This window comes from Paenarthrobacter aurescens (assembly GCF_041549525.1).
Lineage (GTDB): Bacteria > Actinomycetota > Actinomycetes > Actinomycetales > Micrococcaceae > Arthrobacter > Arthrobacter aurescens.
The window spans coordinates 2,148,137-2,166,454 of the sequence record NZ_CP157456.1; the positions used below are offsets into that span (position 1 = coordinate 2,148,137).

The 18,318-nt window shown below is 61.4% G+C and carries 15 protein-coding genes and 1 tRNA gene; 10 read left to right on the forward strand and 6 right to left on the reverse strand.

Features of this window, described 5'->3' with window-relative positions; translation table 11 throughout:
* The first annotated feature begins 5 nt into the window (after nt 1-5).
* Together ABI796_RS09935 and ABI796_RS09940 are read left to right on the forward strand one after the other, a co-directional pair.
* On the forward strand, nt 6-932 hold the full coding sequence (locus ABI796_RS09935; RefSeq protein ID WP_062068749.1) for an alpha-E domain-containing protein: 927 nt from the start codon (nt 6-8) through the stop codon (nt 930-932).
* Nucleotides 929-1,780: a transglutaminase family protein gene (locus ABI796_RS09940; protein ID WP_141284042.1), complete on the forward strand. Its 852-nt coding sequence runs from the start codon at nt 929-931 to the stop codon at nt 1,778-1,780. Before ABI796_RS09935 ends, ABI796_RS09940 begins: the two co-directional genes overlap by 4 nt.
* A 78-nt stretch (nt 1,781-1,858) precedes the next feature.
* On the opposite strand, the gene ABI796_RS09945 is transcribed toward ABI796_RS09940, so the two are convergent.
* Nucleotides 1,859-3,310, reverse strand: a complete 1,452-nt coding sequence (locus ABI796_RS09945) for an SDR family NAD(P)-dependent oxidoreductase (RefSeq protein ID WP_141284040.1) — start codon at nt 3,308-3,310, stop codon at nt 1,859-1,861.
* A gap of 74 nt (nt 3,311-3,384) precedes the next feature.
* Nucleotides 3,385-4,797, reverse strand: a complete 1,413-nt coding sequence (gene glgC / locus ABI796_RS09950; RefSeq protein ID WP_174754563.1) for a glucose-1-phosphate adenylyltransferase — start codon at nt 4,795-4,797, stop codon at nt 3,385-3,387.
* A 93-nt stretch (nt 4,798-4,890) separates the two neighbouring features.
* On the opposite strand from glgC, the gene glgA reads away from it, so the two are divergent.
* Nucleotides 4,891-6,087, forward strand: a complete 1,197-nt coding sequence (gene glgA, locus ABI796_RS09955) for a glycogen synthase (protein ID WP_141284036.1) — start codon at nt 4,891-4,893, stop codon at nt 6,085-6,087.
* An 88-nt stretch (nt 6,088-6,175) separates the two neighbouring features.
* Here the strand turns inward: glgA and ABI796_RS09960 are convergent, their stop codons facing one another.
* Complete coding sequence (locus tag ABI796_RS09960) at nt 6,176-8,278, reverse strand: acyl-CoA dehydrogenase (RefSeq protein ID WP_141284035.1); 2,103 nt, start codon at nt 8,276-8,278, stop codon at nt 6,176-6,178.
* 46 nt (nt 8,279-8,324) lie between these two features.
* A complete protein-coding gene (locus tag ABI796_RS09965) occupies nt 8,325-8,978 on the reverse strand; it encodes a TetR/AcrR family transcriptional regulator (protein ID WP_141284229.1) in 654 nt (217 codons plus the stop codon).
* Between the two features lie 133 nt (nt 8,979-9,111).
* Here ABI796_RS09965 and ABI796_RS09970 point away from each other — a divergent pair, with 133 nt between their 5' ends.
* From ABI796_RS09970 to ABI796_RS09980, 3 genes are read left to right on the forward strand one after another with little or no spacing between them, the layout of a single operon-like run.
* Nucleotides 9,112-10,464: an acetyl-CoA C-acetyltransferase gene (locus ABI796_RS09970; RefSeq protein ID WP_141284033.1), complete on the forward strand. Its 1,353-nt coding sequence runs from the start codon at nt 9,112-9,114 to the stop codon at nt 10,462-10,464.
* A 9-nt stretch (nt 10,465-10,473) separates the two neighbouring features.
* Nucleotides 10,474-11,826 (forward strand): 3-oxoacyl-ACP reductase, encoded by a 1,353-nt coding sequence (locus ABI796_RS09975; RefSeq protein WP_141284031.1) that lies wholly within the window; start codon nt 10,474-10,476, stop codon nt 11,824-11,826.
* Nucleotides 11,823-12,749, forward strand: a complete 927-nt coding sequence (locus tag ABI796_RS09980) for a MaoC/PaaZ C-terminal domain-containing protein (protein WP_141284028.1) — start codon at nt 11,823-11,825, stop codon at nt 12,747-12,749. The genes ABI796_RS09975 and ABI796_RS09980 overlap by 4 nt, the downstream gene beginning before the upstream one ends.
* A 172-nt stretch (nt 12,750-12,921) precedes the next feature.
* On the opposite strand, the gene ABI796_RS09985 is transcribed toward ABI796_RS09980, so the two are convergent.
* Nucleotides 12,922-13,007: transfer RNA gene (locus ABI796_RS09985), tRNA-Leu, on the reverse strand.
* Between the two features lie 266 nt (nt 13,008-13,273).
* Between ABI796_RS09985 and ABI796_RS09990 the strand changes: the two genes are divergently transcribed.
* Nucleotides 13,274-14,578 (forward strand): M20/M25/M40 family metallo-hydrolase, encoded by a 1,305-nt coding sequence (locus tag ABI796_RS09990; protein ID WP_141283483.1) that lies wholly within the window; start codon nt 13,274-13,276, stop codon nt 14,576-14,578.
* A 16-nt stretch (nt 14,579-14,594) separates the two neighbouring features.
* Complete coding sequence (locus ABI796_RS09995; RefSeq protein ID WP_141283484.1) at nt 14,595-15,776, forward strand: acyl-CoA dehydrogenase family protein; 1,182 nt, start codon at nt 14,595-14,597, stop codon at nt 15,774-15,776.
* A gap of 11 nt (nt 15,777-15,787) precedes the next feature.
* On the opposite strand, the gene ABI796_RS10000 is transcribed toward ABI796_RS09995, so the two are convergent.
* The gene (locus ABI796_RS10000) at nt 15,788-16,021 is read right to left on the reverse strand and encodes a DUF5703 family protein (RefSeq protein WP_017200923.1); all 234 of its coding nucleotides are present in this window, start codon (nt 16,019-16,021) and stop codon (nt 15,788-15,790) included.
* 39 nt (nt 16,022-16,060) lie between these two features.
* Here ABI796_RS10000 and ABI796_RS10005 point away from each other — a divergent pair, with 39 nt between their 5' ends.
* A complete protein-coding gene (locus ABI796_RS10005; protein WP_141283485.1) occupies nt 16,061-16,318 on the forward strand; it encodes a hypothetical protein in 258 nt (85 codons plus the stop codon).
* Nucleotides 16,319-16,587: 269 nt separating this feature from the next.
* A complete protein-coding gene (locus tag ABI796_RS10010; RefSeq protein ID WP_141283486.1) occupies nt 16,588-18,267 on the forward strand; it encodes a sugar transferase in 1,680 nt (559 codons plus the stop codon).
* Nucleotides 18,268-18,318: the final 51 nt, after the last annotated feature.

The window sequence follows — 18,318 nt, forward strand, 5'->3', positions numbered from 1 at the left end:
GTTCCATGCTGAGCCGCATTGCTGAGTCACTCTTCTGGATCGGACGCTATGTTGAGCGTGCCGACGGTACTTCCAGGATTTTGGATGTACACCTTGAGCGCCTGAACCACCTGCCCCTTGAGGAACAGCGCAGCGTCGCCCGTGAGCTTCTTGCGGTAATGGGTGCCAAACCGCAGGGTGAGGAGTTCGGACTTCCGGAGCTCCTTCATGCCCTGGCCTATGACAAACACAGCGCATCCTCCATTGCAGGTTCGCTGGGCGCAGCCCGTGAAAATGCGCGGCGGGCCCGGGAAACTGTTTCGCAGTCTCTCTGGGAGAGCCTGAACACCACTTATTACGGCCTCAATCAGCATCGTAAGGACGTTGTAGGGACCTACCGGTTCTGCAACTGGGTATTGGAGCGCACCGCCATGGTCCGCGGGCTCGCCGATACCACCGTCAGCCACGATGAGAGCTGGCTGTTTATGGTGCTGGGCCGTTCCCTGGAGCGCGCTGATATGACAGCCCGCATGCTGTCCACCCGCGATGTTCAGTCCGCCGGAATGTCCTGGGTCAACATGCTTCGGTGCGCAGGAGCGTACGAGTCATTCATCCGCACCCGCAGGGCGGCGTTCGGGGACCAGCACGCCGCGGAGTTCCTGCTCCTGGACCGGTTGTTCCCACGTTCGATTGTCTATGCTTTGCGCGATGCCGATGAGTGCCTCGCCAAGCTGGATCCTTCAGCACAGCGCGTGGGGTTCATCAACGACGCCCGTCGCATTGTTGGCCAGGCCCGTACGTTCCTTGAGTTCCACCGCACGGACGATCTCATGTCCGAACTGCCCGAACACATGGAACGTGTCCAGAAGGCAGTGACGCAAGCCTCGGACGCCATTTCCCGTAAGTACTTCAATCAGGCTGATGAGCACGCCTGGGTGGGAGAAGTTTCATGACCCGGCTAAGTATTGTTCACAAGACTGCCTACAAGTACAACCGTCGTGTGACCCTGTCCTACAACGAGGCCCGGATGACACCCCTGACTGACGGCCAACAGGTAGTACTGGAAGCGTCATTGAAGGTCTCTCCGCACCAGGCCTCGGTCAGTACGTATCGTGATTACTGGGGAACGCGGGTGACCGCGTTTGATATGCAAATGCCGCACGAAAGCCTTGAGGTTCTCGCCACGGCCACCGTGGAAGTCCACCGGACCGAACGCGTGGCAACAGAGGATGACATTGTGGGTTGGGACGTCATTGCCTCGGAGAAGGTCCAGGACGAGTTCAGCGACTGGTTGCCACAGTCCCGGCTCAGCGGGCCGGGCGAGGAAGTCCTGGAGATCGTTCCGGGCGTGGTCAAAGGAAAGAACCCCCATGAGGCCGCGCTTGCCGTGTTCGCTTGGATGGCAGGGGAGATGACCTATATGAAGGGCACCACGGGGGTCACCACCAATGCCGAACAAGCATGGTCACAACGCCAGGGCGTTTGTCAGGACCTGGCGCATCTTGCCATCGGCGCCCTGCGCTGCAGCGGCATTCCGGCAAGGTACGTCTCCGGGTACATCCATCCCCGCTCCTCGGCAGACATCGGCGAAACCGTAGCCGGCCAGTCACACGCATGGTTGGAATGGTGGGATGGAGAGTGGCGCAGTTGGGACCCCACCAACCACAAGCCGGCGGGGGACTATCACGTCACTGTTGCCCGCGGCCGTGACTACCGGGACGTTCCCCCGCTCAAAGGCATCCTGTCCGGTGGTGGCGGATCGGGGCTAGCGGTTTCCGTGGAGATCACCCGCCTCGCTTAGCCATCCTGTGTAGGAGTTTGTGTACAGATAAGGCCCTTAAGAGTCGCTCTTAAGGGCCTTATCTGTACAGCAATTCTTTTACCAGGGGGAGGGCTTGTAGTCCTTGAGGAATACTCCGTACTGGTCCTCACCCTTTTCACCCATCACAATGGGGTCATATACACGCGCAGCGCCGTCCACCAGATCCAGGGGTGCATGGAAGCCTTCTTCCATGAGGCGAACCTTTGTGTAGTGCGGCCGTTCATCGGTGATCCACCCGGTGTCCACAGCGGTCATAAGGATGCCGTCGGAATCAAGCATTTCCTGGGCGCTGGTGCGCGTCATCATGTTCAGCGCGGCCTTGGCCATGTTGGTGTGGGGATGTCCGGGGCCCTTGTAGGCGCGGGAAAACTGCCCCTCCATGGCGGAGACGTTAACAATGTACTTCCTGTGGGCAGTTGAGCGCTTCATGGCTTCACGCAGGCGGCTGACAAGCAGGAAGGGCGCTGTGACATTGCACAACTGCACTTCGAGCATTTCCAGGGGATCCACTTCGTCCACCACCTGGGTCCAGCTGTTGATCGAAGCGAGATCCGGCACGAGGCCACCGGCGTCAATCGCAGTACCCGATTCAATCCGTTCCAGTGATGCCGAGCCGGTAGAGAGCGCCAAGGAGGTAATGGCATCCCCGGCCAGGACGGGGTGCTCGGTGACACTGCTGGCCAAGGCCAGCGGGTGTTTGTCATGGGCATGCCCGAAAGTAACAAGCTCGGGTCCGCCGTTGGCCGCCTCGAGGGACGCGGGCAAGGCTTCGTCTTCAGCATCCACCAACGGCTTGTAGGCGTTTCCGGAGCGGCGGACTGTCTGGGCTGCATTGTTGATAATGATGTCCAGTGGACCGGCCTCGTTGAGTGAGTCCGTCAATGCCATGACTTGTGCCGGGTCACGGAGGTCGATTCCGACGATCCGCAGCCGGTGCAGCCACTCACCGCTGTCCTCCATGGCAGCGAACCTGCGCGCAGCATCTTTAGGGAAGCGGGTGGTGATGGTGGTGTGGGCGCCATCCCTGAGCAGGCGCAGGGCAATGTACATACCGATCTTTGCCCGCCCGCCCGTCAGCAAGGCGCGCCGGCCGGTGAGATCGGTGCGGGCATCGCGCTTGCTGTGGCTGAAAGCCGCGCATTCGGGGCAGAGCTGGTGGTAAAAAGCGTCAACCTGCGTGTAGTGCTTTTTGCAGATGTAGCAAGGACGCGAGCGAATGAGGTGTCCGGCGATCTCTCCGGTTGCCGAAGGGGCCAGCTTGTTTCCACGGGTTTCGTCGTCAATGCGGTCCGGTGCGGCCGTAGCAGTCAGGGCAATCACGGCCCGGTCAGCCTCGGCGATGGAATCGCGCTTGGTCACACGACGATGGCGTTTGACGGCTTTGAACATCTTGCCGGTAGCACGACGGACAGCAACGTAGTCCGGGTGCTCTTCGTCATAGACGTGGATCGTGGTCAGAACCTTGAGGCAGGCCTGGATCTCTTCAGGCGTCAGATCGGTGGAGCTCATTGACCTGATTTTACAGCCTTGGGAGCCAGTGGCCTGCCTCGGGTCCTGTCAGCACAAGCGACGGTAACTACCGGCTAATGCGAGGCAGCCTGCGCAGCGGCGTCCGCCACGCGCGATTGGATGCCTGCCGCTACCTTCTCCGCGGAATCGCGGATGTCGGGATCGTCATGGGTAGCAGCCCTTACCGCTTCCGGCAGAGCACGGCGGTGCTGTGCTGACAAGGCCAGCTCTGCCTCGCCGGGCTCGGGGACAACCTGGCCCTTGGCCAGCACGGTGATACCGGACTCGGTAACCTTGTATCCCCGCGCCTTGTCCAGGGCAGGGTCAAGGCCGATTGCCGCACCGGCAGGGACCTTGACGTTTTTGTCCAGGATGGCCCGTTTGATCACGGCGCCTTCTCCCACGCGGACCTTGTCCATCAACACGGAATCCTGAACCCGGCTGCCGGCAGCCACGTAAGCGTCGTTGGAAAGCACTGAGCCCTCCACAATGCCGCCGGAAATCACTACGCCGCTGGCCACAATGGAATCGAGCGCCGTGCCAACCGTGTTGTTTTCTCCGCGAACGAACTTCGCTGGGGGAGAAATGCTCTGGCGGGTGTAGATGGGCCACTCGGAGTTGTACAGGTTGAACACCGGTACAGGTGAGATGAGGTCCATGTGGGCGTCATAGAAGGAATCGATGGTACCGACGTCACGCCAGTAGGTCCGGTCCCTGTCCGTGGCACCCGGGATGTCATTGAGCGTGAAGTCATAGACGCCGGCTTCGCCCTGGTCCACGAAGTACGGAATGATGTCCCCGCCCATATCGTGCTTGGTATCGAGTCGTTCGGCATCAACATGCAACGCTTCGACGAGGGCGTCTGCGTTGAAGACGTAGTTTCCCATGGACGCCAGGAACTGCGTGGGGTCAGCTGCCAGCCCGGGGGTGCTGGCCGGCTTCTCCACGAAGGCGGCGATCTTCTGGGGATCGTTCTGGTCTACTTCGATCACGCCGAACTGGTTGGCCATGTTCAGCGGCTGCCGGACTGCAGCAACCGTAGCCTTTGCACCGCTGGCAATGTGCTGCTCCACCATCTGGGAGAAGTCCATGCGGTATACGTGGTCAGCGCCAACCACTACCACGATGTCCGGGGCGTCATCATGGATGAGGTTCAGCGATTGGTAAATTGCATTGGCACTGCCAAGGAACCAGCTCTTGCCCACACGCTGCTGCGCGGGAACAGAGGCCACGTAACGGCCCAGCTGGGTTGACATACGCCAGGTTTCCGAGATGTGCCGGTCAAGGCTGTGCGATTTGTACTGCGTCAGCACCACGATTTTCAAATATCCCGAATTAACGAGATTGGATAATGCAAAGTCAATCAACCTGTAGCCACCTGCAAACGGAACCGCGGGCTTGGCCCGATCCGCCGTCAGCGGCATGAGCCGATTGCCTTCTCCGCCTGCCAATACGATTGCCAGAACTTTCTTCAACGCCATGGTCACAGCTCCCCGTACGTCTTCGTATCCCCCAAAAGTCCGATTTTCCGGACTCTTTCACACTAGAACACATACGCCGGAACGACTACGTTGGTTAGCGTGCGAATAGACATTGTGACTAAAGAATTCCCTCCGGAAATTTATGGCGGTGCCGGTGTCCACGTTGCCGAGCTCAGCCGGGTGCTGGCAAAGCATGTAGACCTTCACGTCAGGGCGTTCGGCGCGCCCCGTGATGCGGACTATCATGGGGCAACCGTTGCCTCCTACGCCACGCCCGAAGACCTCGGCGGCGCCAACGCTGCCATCCAGACCTTGGGCGTGGATTTGAGGATTGTTCCGGACATTGCGGGAGCGGACGTTGTCCACTCGCACACCTGGTACGCCAACATGGCCGGGCACCTTGCCTCGCTGCTCCACGGCATTCCCCACGTCCTGAGTGCCCACAGCCTGGAGCCCCTGCGCCCTTGGAAGGCTGAACAGCTTGGTGGCGGCTATGCGTTGTCTTCCTGGGTTGAGAAAACGGCTTATGAGGCAGCTGCGGCGATCATTGCCGTCTCCGATGGCATGCGGCAGGACATCCTCCGCAGCTACCCCAACGTGGATCCGGACAAGGTCCGTGTGGTCCACAACGGAATTGATGTATCCCTCTGGGAACGTGACGAAGAGGACGACGCCATCCGTGCGCTGGGCATCGATCCCGCCAAGCCCAGCGTCGTCTTCGTGGGCCGCAACACACGGCAGAAGGGGGTCCCGTACCTGCTCCGCGCCGCGTCAAGCCTGCCTGGGAACGTCCAGTTGGTCCTGTGCCTTGGGGCAGCGGATACTCCCGAGTTGGCAGCCGAAACCGCACGGCTCATTGAGGAACTGCAGTCCAAGCGCGAGGGGGTCATCCTTATTGAGCGGATGCTCCCACGCAAGGAACTCATTCAGGTCCTCAGCCATGCCACGGCGTTCGCCTGCCCATCGATCTATGAGCCCCTCGGAATCGTGAATCTCGAGGCCATGGCCTGTGGCGCGGCAGTTGTTGCCAGTGCCACGGGTGGAATCCCCGAGGTAGTCCAGCATGGGGAAACGGGGCTCTTGGTTCAACTGGATCAGGTCACTGATGGAACAGGAACCCCACTGGATCCGGAGAAGTTCGTCAGCGACTTCGCTGCAGCATTGAACGAGGTAGTGGCTGATCCTGCCCGTGCCCGCGGGATGGGCGTGGCAGGGCGACGCCGGGCGGAGGAACACTTTTCCTGGGAGTCCATCACTGAGACCACTCTTGAGGTCTATCGCTCGGTCCTGCGCTAACCGCCGGGGTCCAACAGCAGGCCAAACCACGACGGCGCCGCCCCCCCCCAAGGTGGGGACGGCGCCGTCGTACATTTCCACGGTTCTGCTAACGGGTCCTGGAGGCCTTCAGGGCAAGAAGGGACTTCTCGTCGGCCGGGGCCTTGCCGCTGGCACGCTGCTCGCGGAAGTGCGCCCGGGCGGCGTCCTGCCGTGTAGCCTCAGCGCCGGTGGCAATGGCAGCCCGAAGGTGCTCTGGGCCGTAACCGAAGGCATCAACGAGGTCCACGGCGTGCGGACGGATCTTGACCAGCAGGCGGTTGATGTAGGTACCAACAGTCCGGCCGCGTTGCATGGACAGCCGTCCGTTCATGAGGTACCAGGAGAGGTGCTTCTCGATCAGCGACAGGCCGAAGAGGTCGCGGAGCCAGGTCAGGACCCTCTTGGTTCCCTCATCCGATACCTGCCCGAGTGCTTCGGTGAAGGCCTCCCACTGCAGGAGTTCGGCATGCGCCTGGGCCGCTTCGATGAGTTCGTGCTGGTGCTGGTTGAACAGCGCGGCGGCTTGGTGCTGGGGAAGCTTGTTGGCTCCCTTCAGGGCAGCACCTACCTCGGCGACCATCGACTGTACGCGATCAGCCAGGAGGGTGCGCTGTCCTTCCTCGTCCCGCAAAGCCAGAGCCGCCTTTTGAACTGAACCGGTATCGGCCACGAACTGGGCCACCTGCCGCAGGCCCGTCCTGTGGAAGGCCACCCCTGCTGCCTGATCAACCACATAGCGGGCCAGGACGCCAAAATCTGCGCTGCGGAATTCCTTGGCGTAATCAGCCAGCAGCCTCTTGGCAACAAGCTGCAGCAGAACGGTGTTGTCGCCTTCGAACGTTACGTAGACATCCAGGTCCGCGCGCAGGGAAGCGAAACGGTTCTCGATCAGGAAGCCCGCGCCGCCGCATGCTTCGCGGCACTCCTGCAACGTGTCCAAGGCATGCCAGGTGCTCAAGGGCTTCAGTGCCGCTGCCAGGGTTTCCAGGTCCTGACGGTCGGCATCGGTGTCGTGTGCACCGGAGAAGACGTCGTCAAACTTCTGCAGGAGCTGTTCGTGCGCGAAGCTGGCCGCGTAGGTGGTTGCCAGCCGGGTGAACAAGCGTCGCTGGTGACGCTGGTAGTCCAGCAGGACTTCTTCATCCGTACTGGAGGAAGCGTTGAACTGACGGCGCTCGGTGGCGTACTGGATGGCCGTCTTCAGAGCCACCTTGCTCGCTGCCACTGCGGCGCCGTCAAGGGAAACCCGGCCCTGGACCAGCGTTCCAAGCATGGTGAAGAAGCGGCGTCCCGGGCTCTCGATAGTGGAGGAGTAGGTACCGTCAACAGCTACGTCGCCGTAGCGGTTCAGCAGGTTGGTGCGGGGGATGCGGACGTTCGTGAAATGCAGGCGGCCGTTGTCAATGCCGTTCAGTCCGCCCTTGATGCCGTCATCCTCACCACCGATCCCCGGGAGAAATTCCTTGGTGGCGGGATCGCGGAGCTCCACGTAGAAAGCGTGGACACCGTGATTGACGTTCTTGGTGATCAGCTGGGCGAACACCACAGCTGCCAGGCCGTCATTGGCCGCGTTGCCGATGTAGTCTTTCCACGCCGCACGGAAGGGGGTGTTGATGACGAATTCCTGACTGGCGTCGTCGTACGTCGCTGTGGTTGCAATGCTGGCCACATCGGAGCCATGGCCGGTTTCGGTCATGGCGAAGCAACCGGGAATTTCCAGGCTCATGATCCCGGGGAGCCACTTGTCCTGATGTTCCTCTGTGCCCAGGTGCATCACTGCAGAGCCGAACAAGCCCCACTGGACGCCGGCCTTGATCTGAAGCGACGGATCTGCGGTGACGATTTCTTCGAAGCCGGCGATGTTGCCGCCATGGTCATCCGAACCTCCCAGACGGGTGGGGAAGGCGCGATGGACGGTGTTGTTGTCCACCAGGAACTTCAACTGCTCAAAAACGCGTGCGCGGTGTTCGGTATGGTGCAGGCCTTCGATCTTTTGGACCACTGGATTGCCTGCCACCTTGCGGGCCTCATGGCGGATGTGCGCCCATTTGCCGAGGAGTTGCTCTCCAAGCGCCGCAACGTCCACCACGGGTTCGGCCGCGGTGGTGGCGGCGTCCTTGCTGCCCGTGGGGTGCTGGGCGGATGCGCTCCGGTCCACTACTTCAGTCATGTTGCTTCCTTCTTTGGTTCGAACAACTGATGAGTTATTGCTGGTCTCAGGTGGATGTCTTCAGTGCCGGGGCGATGCCGAGGCACAGCCAGTCGGTGATTTGCGCGGCCATGGTTTCCTGGTCCGGTTTGGAGTCGCCGGCGGGGCTTCCCAGCCACATTTCACCGGCGTTCCGGACGAGGCCGATCGCGGCGGTGGGCCAGTACACGAGGACCGCTTCTTTTTCTTCTCCAAGGTGCTTCCGCATGGGGGTGGCGATCATTGTGGTGATCTGTTCGAAGAAGTTGCCCAAGGCTCCCGAGGCGGCGATGGCGTCCTGGGCCGAAGCTTCCCCGGGGGTGAGCCGGGTGATGAAGGCGTAAACATTGGGGCTGGACTCGGCCATTTGCAGATAGGCAGAGACCATGGCAAACAATCCTTCGCGCGGGGATTGGGCCCGCTGGGCGGCTTCCTGCATGCGGCGCTGCATCTGCCCCAGTACTACCTCGCCCATGGCTTGCTGAAGACCTGCTTTGTCCCCGAAATATCGGTAAAAGACCGATTTGGAGGTGCCCGCGGCTCCGGCGATGTCCTCCATGGACGCATCGCTTCCGAGCCTGTGCACGGCTTTTCGCGCGGTCTTGATCAGTTCGCGACGACGCTCTTCACGGTGGGACTGCCACCTGGCAGTCCGTCCATCCAGCACAACATCGGCCGCCATGGCACCGGAGACTTCTTCGGCGGGCCGTGGGGAGCCTGCAGCTTTGGCGGATTGTTCGTTGCGAGTGTTCACGATACCCAGCGTATCAGGTACGCTGAGTATCAGTAACTGGCAATGATCGAAGGAGACAAGCATGGCTGCAGCAGACGTGACCACCGATGGCCCCAAGGAACCGGCAAACAACCCAGGAGCCACGCGCTCGGCCGTTATTGTGGGCGGCAACCGGATCCCGTTCGCCCGAACCGGCGGCGCTTATGTAAAGTCCTCCAACCAGGACATGCTGACCGCTGCGCTGGAAGGGCTGATTGCCAGGTTCGGACTCCAGGAAGAACGCATTGGAGAAGTGGCAGCCGGGGCAGTCCTGAAGCACTCAAGGGATTTCAATCTCACCAGGGAGGCCGTCCTCGGCTCTGCTCTGTCCCCTGAAACGCCGGCGTATGACCTCCAGCAGGCCTGTGCCACAGGGTTGGAGACCGTCCTTGGGCTGTCCAACAAAATCAAGTTGGGGCAAATCGATTCAGGGATCGCCGGCGGAGTGGACTCGGCATCCGATGCTCCGATAGCCGTGAGCGAGGGTCTTCGCGAAATCCTCCTGGACCTGAACCGGGCCAAGACCACCGTCCAGAAGCTGAAAATCCTTGGCAGGATCCGGCCCAAGGATCTGGCCCCGGATGCTCCCAACACCGGGGAGCCCCGCACGGGACTGTCCATGGGAGAGCACCAGGCCCTCACCACTGCGCAATGGAAAATCTCCCGCGAAGCCCAGGATGAGCTTGCCTACAACAGCCACCGAAACCTCGCAGCCGCCTATGAGCGGGGTTTCTTTGATGACCTCATCACCCCTTACCGCGGCCTGAACCGGGATTCAAACCTGCGGGCGGACACTACGCTGGAGAAGCTCTCCACCCTCAAGCCCGTCTTCGGCAAGAACCTTGGCTCCGAGGCAACCATGACTGCGGGCAACTCCACGCCGTTGACGGACGGGGCATCCACGGTCCTCCTGTCCACGGCAGAATGGGCTGATGCGCACGGCCTGCCCAAACTGGCCACAGTCCTGGACGGCGAGGCAGCCGCCGTCGACTTCGTCCATGGCAAGGACGGCCTCCTGATGGCCCCGGTCTTCGCGGTTCCGCGCCTCCTGGCCCGCCATGGCCTCACGTTCGAGGACATCGACTTCTTCGAAATCCACGAAGCGTTCGCCGGTACGGTGCTCAGCACCTTGGCCGCATGGGAGGACGAGGACTTTGGCAGGACACGCCTTGGCCTTGACGGCGCCCTGGGAAAGGTGGACCGCGCCAAGCTCAACGTCAACGGATCCTCGCTGGCTGCAGGTCACCCGTTCGCCGCCACCGGTGGCAGGATTGTAGCTTCGCTTGCGAAAATGCTGCATGAGAAAGGCACCGTTGACGGCCGCCCGTCCCGGGGCCTGATCTCAGTGTGCGCCGCCGGTGGTCAAGGTGTCGTAGCGATTCTGGAAGCAGCCTAGGGGAGCGCCGTGACTGACAAATACACACAGTTGGTAAGCCGGGGATTGGGGAAGGACGTAGCCAAGAGGCTCGGACTGCCTCAGCCGGTGGTGCTGCGACGCCACCAACCCGGAGCGCCGCTGGTTACCGGGCCGGTGCTGGTCAGTGGTGACAGTGCAGGGGCGGACGACCTCGCCACCACCATGCTCGGCTGGGGCCTGGATGTACGCCGCAACGCGCTGCCCAAAGAGAAGCTCGGGGCAATCGTGCTTGTCCTCGATGCCGTCCAGCACCCGGAAGACCTCAGCAAACCAGTACTGACCGCGGGCGCTTCCCTGCGTGACCTTGCGCCCAACGGCCGCGTCATCACCATCTCCCGGACACCACAGTCAGCCGGGAACCCGGCATCGGCCGCTGCACGCCAAGGTATTGACGGACTGTTGCGCTCCCTGGCCAAAGAGCTTCGGGCGGGGGCCACGGCCAACGGCATCCTGTTGGACGAGCACCTGGATGAGCACCTGGCAACCACCAGCCCTTCGGCCCTCGGTGCGCTCCGGTTCTTCCTCTCCGGGCGTTCAGCGTATGTTGACGGACAGTTCCTCACCGTCCGTTCATCCTTGGGCAGCTTGCCGAACGACGCCGACAAACCCCTGGCCGGGAAGGTGGCAGTTGTTACCGGCGCGGCCCGGGGGATCGGTGCAGCCATAGCCAGGACCCTCCACCGTGACGGTGCCAAGGTTGTGGTTGTGGACATCCCGGCAGCAGGGGAGCATCTGGCCGCTGTTGCAAACGAGGTCAGGGGGACCGCCCTGCAGCTTGATATCAGCAGGGAAGACGCCGGGCATCGCATCATTGAACACGCCGTTGAACGCCACGGCCGGCTGGACATCGTGGTTCATAACGCAGGAATCACCCGCGACAGGCTCCTGGCCAACATGGACGAGGGCCGCTGGAAGTCGGTCATAGCGGTCAACATCGCGGCACAGCTGAGAATCAACGAGGCCCTCCTGGCATCTGGGCATTTCAAGGACTCCCCCCGGATCGTCTCTGTTGCCTCCACCAGCGGCATCGCCGGAAACCGGGGCCAAACCAACTACGGTGCTTCCAAGGGTGGCGTCATAGGCATGGTGAGGTCCACGGCGGCCCTCATGGAACCCTTCGGCGGGACCATCAACGCCGTAGCCCCGGGTTTCATCGAAACCGAAATGACCGCCAAGATGCCGTTCGCTATCCGTGAGGCGGCCCGCAGGCTGAACTCACTCAAGCAAGGCGGCCAACCCCAGGATGTGGCCGAAGCCATTGCTTTTCTGGCAAGCGACGCTTCCGGCGGTATCTCCGGAGAAGTGCTGCGCGTCTGCGGGCAACAACTGGTGGGAGCATGAACCAACCCCAGCCTGTTGTCCTGGGCGAAGTGCCCTCGCTTTCGAAACTGTATGTCAATGCAGCCGCCACGGCAGCCCGTCGTCGGGTCCTTGGGGCCTCTGGCGGCAAGAAGAAGCTTCCTGCCATCAGCCACGAGGTCAGGGGAGTACGGGCCGACGTCGAGAACCTCACCGCCTACCAGCACCTTGTAGGTGAGAGCGCCAGCGATACTCTCCCGGCGGGCTACGTGCATGCTTTGGCGTTCCCCGTCTCCATGAGCGTCATGAACCGTGAAGACTTTCCGCTGCCGCTTCTGGGCATGATTCATTTGGAAAACCGGATTGAACAGTTGGTTCCCATTCAGTTCGCACAGGAACTGGACATCCGGTCCTGGGCGGAAAACCTGGCCGGCCACAGGGCCGGAACGCAGCTGGACATGGTGTCCGAAGTCCGTGCCGGTTCCACCGATGACCTGTTGTGGCGTGGTGTCTCAACCTATTTGGCCAAGGGAGTTTTCCTTCCGGGCATCGACAAACCGGGCAGTCCCAACGGCACCACCGCAGCCAAGGAGTTCACCCCGCCCAATCCCACCGCGCTCTGGCAGCTGAATATGGACACGGGCAGAAGCTATGCCGCCGTGTCCGGGGACTTCAATCCCATTCATTTGAGCGTCCTCTCGGCCAAGGCCTTGGGCTTGCGGGGATCCATTGCCCATGGCATGTATCTGGCCTCCCGCGCGCTGGCCGACGTCGGGGCCGTCAAGGCCGATTCGTTTGCCTGGAATGTCACGTTCGAAGCACCGGTCTTCCTTCCAGCGCGGGTTGCGTTGGACATCACCACAGTGCATGCAGACTCCGGGACCTGGGAACGTTCAGACTACGTTGCGTGGAATCCGCGCAGCGGCAGGCGGCACTTCACCGGAAGCGTGACTGCCCTGGCCTGACTACAGTCAGAGGCCCGCAAGAAATGGCGGCAACCACCGAGAGGTGGTTGCCGCCATTTCTTTACTGATGACAACTGGGGAAACAGTTGTGATGAAACTCGCACCATGGTGCCGGCACAAGATCCAAACAAACAAAACAAGGCCCGAAATCCGTGGATTTCAGGCCTTGCGATGGTGCGCGGAGGGGGACTTGAACCCCCACCCCCTTTCGAGGACTAGCACCTCAAGCTAGCGCGTCTGCCATTCCGCCACCCGCGCAGGTGGTGTTCAGATGGTTCGTTTTGCACCTCTCGGCGCTTCACTTTCCTCCGAAGCAGCGAGAAAAACTCTAACACGGTTTCAGGTGGCTGAAAAATCGGAGCCAATTGGACGCCTCCGGCAGCAGCCCTGCTCCCTGCCGGCCGGACATTCGGGACGTCTGCAACCGCGGATGGGTAGGCTGAGGGAAGCAGGGAGTCAGGCGATGCGGATACCGCGGTCTTGGCTGCCCGGCCCTGTAGCCCAGTCACGCAAGGAGAGTTTCCATGTCTGCCATCCGCCCCGAAGACGAAGTTGTCCGGATCTGCCAGGAGCTCATCCGGATTGACTCCTCCAATTTTGGCGACGACACAGGCCCGGGGGAGCGGGCGGCAGCAGAGTACACAGCCGGGTTGATCACCGAGGTGGGCCTTGAAGCCGAGATTTTCGAGTCCGCACCCGGACGCGCCAACGTGGTGACCCGCATGGCCGGTGAGGATCCCTCAGCCGATGCCTTGGTAGTCCACGGGCACTTGGACGTTGTCCCTGCCCTCAAGGACCAGTGGAGCGTGGACCCCTTCAGTGGCGAACTGAAAGACGGGCTGGTCTGGGGTCGCGGCGCCGTGGACATGAAGGATATGGACGCCATGATCCTTTCGGTCATGCGCAATTTCGCCAGGACCGGACGCAAACCCAAGCGCGACATTATTTTCGCCTTCTTCGCCGATGAAGAGGCCGGCGGCACCTACGGCGCGAGGTACGCGGTGGAACACCGACGTGAACTGTTCGACGGCGCTACCGAGGCGATCTCGGAAGTGGGCGGCTTCTCAGCCACGATCGGTGGACAACGGACTTACCTGCTGCAGACCGCGGAGAAGGGGTTGTCATGGCTGCGGTTGCTTGCCCACGGGCGGGCGGGGCACGGGTCCCAGATCAATACTGACAATGCTGTCACCCGCTTGGCCGCGGCAGTGACAAGGATCGGTGAATACAAGTGGCCGGTGGAACTGACTCCCACTACCCGCCAGTTCCTGGACGGCGTTACTGAACTGACGGGCGTCGAGTTCGACGCCGACAACCCGGAGATCCTCCTCAAGGAACTTGGCACCGTGGCCCGGTTCGTCGGTGCCACGCTGCAGAACACTTCCAACCCCACGTTCCTGCGCTCAGGCTACAAGCACAACGTCATCCCGGAGTCGGCCGAGGCGTTCGTTGACTGCCGCACGCTTCCGGGGCAGCAGGAGCTGGTGTTCGAAACCATCAAGGAACTCGCCGGAGACGGCATCGAGATCAGTTACGTCAATAAAGACGTTTCCTTGGAAGTGCCTTTTGCCGGGAACCTGGTGGATGCGATGATCGATGCCCTGCATTCCGAAGATCCAGGTGCGAAAGTCCTCCCCTACACGCTTTCAGGGGGCACCGACAACAAGTCATTGAGCAAGATCGGGATCACCGGTTACGGTTTCGCCCCACTGATGCTCCCTGATGAACTCGATTTCACAGGGATGTTCCATGGCGTTGACGAGCGTGTACCGGCCGAGTCCCTCCAGTTCGGTGCCAAGGTCCTCAATACTCTGCTGAGCAACTACTAGCGAGGAGGTCCCCGCCATGAACCCGGAAGAAATCCTTCCCGATGAACTGCTCGAACGCCTCCGAGGCCGTGCCGCAGGTTATGACCACAACAACCAGTTCTTCCACGAGGACCTCGAAGAGCTGGCCGCCGCCGGTTACCTCAAGCTGTTCGTTCCGGAGTCCGACGGCGGTTTCGGGCTCGGGCTCGAATCGGTAGCTGCCCTGCAGCAGCGACTCGCCACGGCCGCGCCCGCCACAGCGTTGGCGGTCAATATGCACCTGGTGTGGACCGGCGTCGCGCAGGTCATGTCCGCACGGGGTGACAAATCGTTGGAATTCGTGCTGAAGGAGGCGGGTCAGGGCGAGATTTTTGCTTTCGGTATTTCCGAGGCAGGCAACGATTCCATGCTGTTCGATTCCGGCACGGTTGCCGAACCGCTGCCCGACGGCAGCTACCGCTTTACGGGCCGGAAGATCTTCACCAGCCTCTCCAAGGGTTGGACGCGGCTGGGGACGTTCGGGAAGGATGCCGATGCCAGGGACGGTGCCGGCGAGCTGGTCTTTGGTTTTCTAAGACGCGATGAGCCGGGCCACGAAACACTCAGTGACTGGGACACCCTGGGCATGCGTGCCAGTGCCTCCAACACCACTCTCCTCCATGGTGCTCTGATTCCGCCTGAACGGATCTTCCGCAAGCTGCCTGTGGGACCCGGAAAAGACCTGCTGTTCTTCGCAATATTCGCTTGTTTTGAGACACTGCTCGCCGCTGTTTATACCGGCGTTGCCGAGCGTGCCTTCACCCTCGGGGTGGCAAACGTCAAGCGCAGGGTTTCTGCCAAGCACGGTGGCCGTTCGTATGCCCAGGACCCGGATATCCGATGGAAGGTGGCAGACGCCGCCTTGGCCATGGACGGAATTGCGCCTCAAATTTCGTCTCTGGCCAGGGACGTGGACAACTTGGTGGATCATGGCGCCCAGTGGTTCCCCAAGCTGGTGGGACTGAAGTCCCGGGCTACGGAGAGCGCACGGCACGTGGTGGACCTGGCGATCCGCGTCACGGGCGGCTCCAGTTACTTCCGCGGCTCTGAAATGGAGAGACTATACAGGGATGTCCTGGCCGGAATCTTCCATCCCTCAAATGATGAATCCGCCCATAACACTGTGGCAAATGCGTGGTTGGGCCCTCTGGAGGACCAGCTGCAGCAACCGCCCAGGTGACGCAGCCGGGTTCAGACGGTGCGCTGGACGGAATAGACCTTCCGGCGCAACCAGAAGCGCCGTCCGCCGCCCAGGTAAAGCACACTGCGTTCGAGTTCCCACTTGCCGTACTCGGAATGTTCGGCGAGGCGGCGCCGGGCTTCGGGCAGCGAATCGTCAGGTCCCACCGTCAGAACGAGGTATTCGTACTGACGTGCGTAGTCTCTTTGGCGCTCAACGGAGCTGCCCGGAAATTGTTCTCTCATCCCTCTCCATTTTCGTCTTTTTCCGGCTAACGTGAAGTCATGAGCATCGATCCGCGTGTCGCGCTTCAATCACTGACCGCCGCCCTGGAAGAACATCTGGCTGCCGCATCGGCCCGGCGGGGTGAAGGTGACCCCAACGTCGAGGCGGCATTTTTCGCCATTGCCGATGCCTTCGAAGTCTATGAAGATGCACTCTACGAGGCCTACTCCGAGGTTACTCCGCTGCAGGTCTTTGATGACGAGGATGAAGAAGACGAGGACTCCCTTGACGAAGATCTGGAGATCGTGGAGGACTAAACACCCGCTGAACCGGCCACCCATTGGGTGGCCGGTTTTTTGTGCTCCGTCACGGAACCCCTAAGGCCGGATCCGGCCCGGGTTTTTGCCGAAAATAGCCTCACTGACTGGCCCTCAAGCACGTAGTCCAACCATCGCCGGCTAGGTACTTGCACGTAGGTGCCATGGGTATCCCTGCGCAAACTTGAGTACCGACTACTGGTGCGCCATCACTGCGCCCGCCGCTTCACTGATGAGTAGGCAATGGCAGGTCTGCAAAGAAGGCTGACATGGTGAAAGTTCCAGTCTTGCGTATGGGCAAGGTAGCGGCACCCCGAGGTGCGGACCATGCCCTGGCGCATTCAATCTTTCCCGCAAAAACTGCCATCGTCGACGTCAATCCGCCGGCGTCTCCCTGGATTGACAGGTCCGTTGCTGCACAACGGACCGAAAAGGCGGGACTGGCGGCACCACGATCCGAGGTCACCCTGGATTTTGTGCCGCCAGTCACCCGCAGGGCACCCCGGAGCGCGATTGCCCGCAGGGCTCGCACCGACTGGACCCATTCGTTGACCAACAGCCTGCGCATGACGGACACCGTATTGGTTTCCGCCGCGGTTTTTGCCGGCATTCTTGTCACCACTGACGGGCTGTCATTTCCAATGGAAAGCCCCGGTTTCACCCGCAACCTGATGATGGGACTGATCCTTGGACTCCTCTGGATGGGATCCCTGGAGGTCTACCGGACCCGGGACCCCAAAGTCCTTGGTGTGGGGCCTGAGGAATACAAGCGTGTCCTGTCTGCCAGTTTCCGCGTCTTCGGCTTCCTGGGCATCGTGGCTGTGGTCTTTCGCCTTGATGCGGTGAGCTCCTTCGTCCTTGTTTCGTTGCCCCTCGGGCTGGTGTCACTCACCGGCAGCAGATGGGGTTTCCGCCGGTGGTTGAGCCACGAAAAGTCCCGCGGCCGCTGCCTCTCCCGCGCTCTGGTTGTAGGCGAACCCCAAGACGTCCGGTACGTCATCAAACAGATCAACAGGAAATCCGGTGCCGCCTACGACATCGTTGGAGCCTGCCTCCCGGGCGCCCGGCGTGGCGCCGTGTTGAAAGTGGACCACCTCCGCGTTCCTGTTCTGTCCTCGATCTACGGCATTGCCGACACCGTCCGGCACACCGGGGCCAATGCAGTTATTGTGGCCGGCCCGGTACCGGGTGGAAATCAGTTCATCCAGGAGCTCGGATGGCGGCTGGAGGAGAACGCAGCCGAACTCGTCCTTGCCGCAGCCTTGACCAATGTTGCCGGTCCGCGGATCCATTGGCGGCCGGTGGAGGGGCTGCCTTTGATGCACGTGGACATCCCGCACTACTCAGGGGGTAAGCACACGCTTAAGCGGTTGATGGATATCACCGTCTCTGCCGCAGCATTGCTGATCCTGTCACCGCTGCTGCTGATCCTGGCCGCCATTGTCCACTACGACAGCCCGGGACCGGTTCTTTTCCGTCAGGAACGGGTTGGCAAGCGGGGCACCACGTTCCACATGCTGAAGTTCCGTTCCATGGTGGCGGACGCAGAATCCCGGCTCGAAGAACTCAATACCCAGGATGAGGGCGCGGGCGTTCTGTTCAAGATCCGCGGGGATCCCCGCATCACCCGGTGCGGCCGGTGGATGCGTAAATACTCGCTGGATGAACTGCCCCAGTTCTGGAACGTTCTGGCAGGCAACATGAGCCTGGTGGGGCCGAGGCCGCCCCTGGCCAGGGAAGTGAGCGGATATGAACGCCACACGCACCGACGCCTGCTCATCAAACCCGGCATCACTGGACTGTGGCAGATCAATGGCCGATCCGACCTGCCTTGGGACGAGGCGGTTCGGCTGGACCTCTACTACGTGGAGAACTGGTCCATAGCGGGAGACCTGATGATCATGTGGCGCACTTTCAGGGCAATGATCCGACCAACCGGAGCCTACTAGGCAAGGGCCGCAGCAAAACAAGCTAATCGCACTGTCAACACAGAAGCAGAG